A 267-nucleotide genomic window follows, 5' to 3' on the forward strand; every position below is an offset into this window, starting at 1 on the left:
CGTAGATGGTCGCACGGAAACCTTCCTTGTGATAGACCTTTTGGAGTCCTTCCTCATAATTGACGGTCCAGCCACGACCACGGAGCAGTGCCACCGTCTTTTGGGGTTGTACTTGGTGCCCTTGGTAGCGCTCGCTGCGGTTGCTGGTCTCCAGCTCGTCCTTGGTAGGTACATAGAGCTCTCGGAATACCTGCTTGAATGGTTGTTTCAACTCCTTGTCAAAGAGATACTTTTGGTACAAATCCCACTGTACCGCATAGAATAGGT

Annotated in this window: 1 protein-coding gene; it reads right to left on the reverse strand. The window is 50.9% G+C overall.

Features of this window, described 5'->3' with window-relative positions; all coding sequences use genetic code 11:
* Positions 1-267: DUF4132 domain-containing protein (locus tag HMPREF1551_RS14535; RefSeq protein ID WP_021629541.1), on the reverse strand; the 267-nt coding region annotated here is incomplete at both ends.

The sequence above is a fragment of the Capnocytophaga sp. oral taxon 863 str. F0517 genome, assembly GCF_000466425.1.
Classification (GTDB): domain Bacteria; phylum Bacteroidota; class Bacteroidia; order Flavobacteriales; family Flavobacteriaceae; genus Capnocytophaga.